Source organism: Streptomyces caelestis, from assembly GCF_001279005.1.
Classification (GTDB): Bacteria; Actinomycetota; Actinomycetes; order Streptomycetales; family Streptomycetaceae; genus Streptomyces; species Streptomyces heliomycini.
Map to the genome: position 1 here is coordinate 1 of NZ_LGCN01000065.1, position 496 is coordinate 496.

At 72.6% G+C, this 496-nt stretch carries 1 protein-coding gene; it reads left to right on the plus strand.

Going from position 1 to position 496, the window contains the following annotated elements; translation table 11 throughout:
- A partial coding sequence (locus ADK41_RS06805; protein ID WP_037805363.1) for an acyltransferase domain-containing protein occupies positions 1 to 496 on the plus strand: 496 nt, incomplete at both ends.

The window sequence follows — 496 nt, forward strand, 5'->3', positions numbered from 1 at the left end:
GCGTGAGGTGGTGTGGGGTGAGGACGCGGAGGCGCTGAACCGGACCGCCTACGCCCAGGCCGGACTGTTCGCGGTCGAGGTGGCGCTGTACCGCCTCCTTGACGCCTGGGGCGTGCGCCCCGACTACGTGGCCGGGCATTCGATCGGTGAGGTGGCGGCGGCGTATGTGGCGGGTGTGTTCTCGCTGGCGGACGCCTGTGCGCTGGTGGCTGTTCGTGGGCGGTTGATGCAGGCGCTGCCGGCCGGTGGCGCGATGGTCGCGGTGGAGGCGGCGGAGGCCGAGGTGCTGCCGCATCTGACCGACGAGGTGTCGGTCGCGGCCGTCAACGGGCCGTCGTCGGTGGTGATCTCGGGCGCCGAGGCCGCTGTCGAGGCGGTCGCCGGGGTGTTCCGCGGACTGGGGCGTCGTACGTCCCGGCTGCGGGTGTCGCACGCCTTCCACTCGCCGCTGATGGAGCCGATGCTGGAGGAGTTCCGCACGGTCGCCGAGGCACTG